Raw genomic sequence first — 3,343 nt, 5'->3', positions numbered from 1 at the left:
ACCTGTTTGGCGCATCGCGCGCGCAAAGAAGCGCGAGTAGAGCAGATGCAAGATCGCGTGTTCGATGCCGCCGATATATTGATCGACATTCATCCAATAGCTGGCCGCATCCAAGTCCGTTGGCGTCTCGGCACGAGGTGCTGTGAAGCGGGCGAAATACCACGAGCTGTCGACGAAGGTGTCCATCGTGTCGGTCTCGCGCCGGGCCGGCGCGCCGCAGGACGGGCAGGCGCAATCGCGCCAGTTCGGGTGACGGTCGAGCGGGTTGCCGGGGATCGAGAAGTCGATCGGCTTGCCACCCTCGTCGTAGGGCAGCTGGATGGGAAGGTTTTCCTTCTTCTCCGGCACCACGCCGCAGGCCTCGCAATGCACCACCGGGATCGGGCAACCCCAGTAGCGCTGGCGGCTCAGGCCCCAGTCGCGCAGGCGGTACTTGGTGACGCCGTGGCCGACGCCATTGGCCTCGCAGAACGCCACGGCGGCCTCGACCGCCTCGTCGCCGGTCTGGACCTCCTCGCCCGCGATGAGGCGGGTGTAGCGGACCTTTTCCGACTTCTGCGGCACGAAGGGCTCGGCGGCGATGTCGATCTCGCCCTCGAGCGGCACGAAGGTCTCGACGATCGGCAGGCCGTACTTGGTGGCGAACTCGTGGTCGCGGGCATCGTGCCCCGGGCAGCCGAAGATCGCGCCGGTGCCGTAATCCATCAGGATGAAGTTGGCGATGTAGACCGGCAGCTCGACCGAGGTGTCGAACGGGTGGCGCACGGTGATGCCGGTGTCGAAGCCGCGCTTCTCGGCCTTCTCGAGCTCTTCCTCGGAGGTGCCCATGCGGCGGCACTCGGCGACGAAGTCTGCCAGCTCGGCATTGTCCTTCTCAAGCGTGCGCGCCAGCGGGTGGTCCGGCGAAATGCCGACAAAGCTCGCGCCCAAGAGCGTGTCGGGGCGGGTGGTGTAGACCTCGATGCGGTCAAAGCCCTCGGGGGCGTCGACGGTCGAGAAGGCGAACTCGAGCCCGCGCGAGCGGCCGATCCAGTTGGCCTGCATCAGCTTGACCTTGGCGGGCCAGTCGTCGAGCCCGTCGAGCGCATCGAGCAGTTCGCCGGAGAAATCCGAGATCTTGAAGAACCACTGGGTGAGCTCCTTGCGCTCAACCAGCGCGCCCGAGCGCCAGCCGCGGCCGTTCTCGACCTGCTCGTTGGCGAGCACGGTCATGTCGACCGGATCCCAGTTCACCACGGCGTTCTTGCGGTAGACCAGCCCGGCCTCGAGCATGTCGAGGAACAGACCCTGCTGCTGGCCGTAATATTCCGGGTCGCAGGTGGCGAACATGCGCGACCAGTCGAGCCCGAAGCCCAGCGGCTTCATCTGCTCGACCATGGTGTCGATGTTGGAATAGGTCCAGTCCTTGGGGTGGCCGCCCGAGGCCATCGCGGCGTTCTCGGCGGGCATCCCGAAGGCGTCGAAGCCCATCGGGTGCAGCACGTTGAAGCCGTTCTGCTTCTTGTAGCGCGCGATCACGTCGCCCATCGTGTAGTTGCGCACGTGGCCGATATGGATGCGCCCCGACGGGTAGGGGAACATCTCGAGCACGTAGTATTTCGGCTTGTCGGCGGTGCGGGTGGCCTTGAAGGTCAGGGCCTCATCCCATGCGGCCTGCCATTTCGGCTCGATCGTGGCGGGGTCGTAACGCGACATCTCTTATTCCCTCGGAACGGACGGGTCTCGGGGCGCGGTGATAGGCCCAAGCCGGTCGGGCGTCCAGTGCAAGGCGACAATTCCGCAACCGGGGTGCGGATTTGCACCCCGGACCGCGGCCTTGGGTGTTGGAACGTGCCCCACCGCGTGCCACAACTGGTCCACAGCCAGTCCCGGACGCATTCGCCTTATGAAGATCCTTTGCATCCACCAGAATTTCCCCGGCCAGTACAAGCACCTCGCGCCCGCGCTCGTGCAGCGGGGGCACGAGGTCGTGGCGCTGACCCTCAAGGTCAAGGAGCCGACGCGATGGAACGGGGTGAAGGTGCTGCCCTACAAGATCACCGGCGGCAGCACCCGTGGCATCCATCCCTGGCTGGGCGATTTCGAAACCAAGCTGATCCGCGGCACCAGCTGTTACAACGGGGCGGTGCAGCTTCGCGAGCGCGGCTTCAACCCCGATGTGATTCTCGCCCATCACGGCTGGGGCGAGAGCATGTTCCTCAAGGACGTCTGGCCGGCTGCCCGGATGGGGCTCTATTGCGAGCTCTACCATCTGGCCTCGACCCCCTTTGTCGGTTTCGATCCGGAATTCGACAAGGCCCAGCCCGAGACCAATGCCCTGCGCATCCGGATGAAGAACCTCAACAACCGGCTGCACGAAGAGATCATGGATGCCGGCATCTCGCCAACCCGGTTCCAGGCCTCGACCTTCCCCGAAGCCTGGCAGGACCGCATCACCGTCGGGCATGACGGCATCCACACCGATCTCGTGCGCCCGAACCCCGACGCCAGGCTCGAGGTGGGCGACGGCAAGGTGCTGACTCGTGACGACGAGGTCATCACCTTCATCAACCGCAACCTCGAGCCCTATCGCGGATACCACATTTTCATGCGCGCCCTGCCCGAGATCCTGCGGCGGCGCCCGAACGCCCAGATCACCCTGATCGGCGGCGACGAGGTGAGCTATGGCGCGAAACCGCCAGAGGGCACGACCTGGAAGCAGATCTTCATCGACGAGGTGAAGGACCGGATCCCGGAGGAGGACTGGGCCCGCGTGCATTTCCTCGGCCGGGTGCTCTATGACCGGTTCCTGTCAATGATGCAGGTCAGCCGCGTCCACGTCTACCTGACCTACCCGTTCGTGCTGAGCTGGTCGCTGCTCGAGGCGATGAGCGCCGGCTGCGCGATCCTCGCCAGCGACACCGAGCCGGTGCGCGAGGCGCTCACCGAGGACGAGACCGGCTGGATGGTCGATTTCTTCGACGTGAAGGGCCTCACCGACCGGCTCTGCACCCTGCTCGACGATCCCGAGATCCGGGCACGGCTGGGCCGCAACGCCCGCGCCCATGTGCGCGAGCATTACGATCTGCGCAGCCGTTGCCTGCCGCAGCATATCGAGTGGGTCGAGCGGCTGATCTCGCTGGAGCCGCGCCCCGCCCGGGAGTGAGCGCCGCCCGCGCCGACGGGCTACCGGAGCGCGAAGGTCTCCGCCGAGAACACCGATAGCGCCGCCCATTCCAGCGCCTTGCGCTCGGCCTCGCCGTCGGGATGCATGAGAAGGGCGACAAGCGCGACCACAAGGCCGCACATCCCCCACAATTCGGTTCTGATCGACATCTGCTCTGCCTCTGATTCTTGCTCTTGG

General features: G+C 65.6%; 2 protein-coding genes. One reads left to right on the top strand and one right to left on the bottom strand.

The features are described from left to right. The coding region (leuS, locus tag AC6RA4_RS16630; protein ID WP_500162239.1) for a leucine--tRNA ligase at window positions 1-1,695 on the bottom strand (1,695 nt) is incomplete at its 3' end. Between the two features lie 190 nt (window positions 1,696-1,885). Here leuS and AC6RA4_RS16625 point away from each other — a divergent pair. Next, on the top strand, window positions 1,886-3,145 hold the full coding sequence (locus AC6RA4_RS16625; RefSeq protein ID WP_500162237.1) for a glycosyltransferase: 1,260 nt from the start codon (window positions 1,886-1,888) through the stop codon (window positions 3,143-3,145). The last annotated feature ends 198 nt before the right edge of the window (window positions 3,146-3,343 follow it).

This window comes from Salipiger sp., assembly GCF_059781815.1.
The sequence above is the reverse complement of the archived record's forward strand: the minus strand, read 5'-3'. Positions and strand labels throughout refer to the sequence as shown.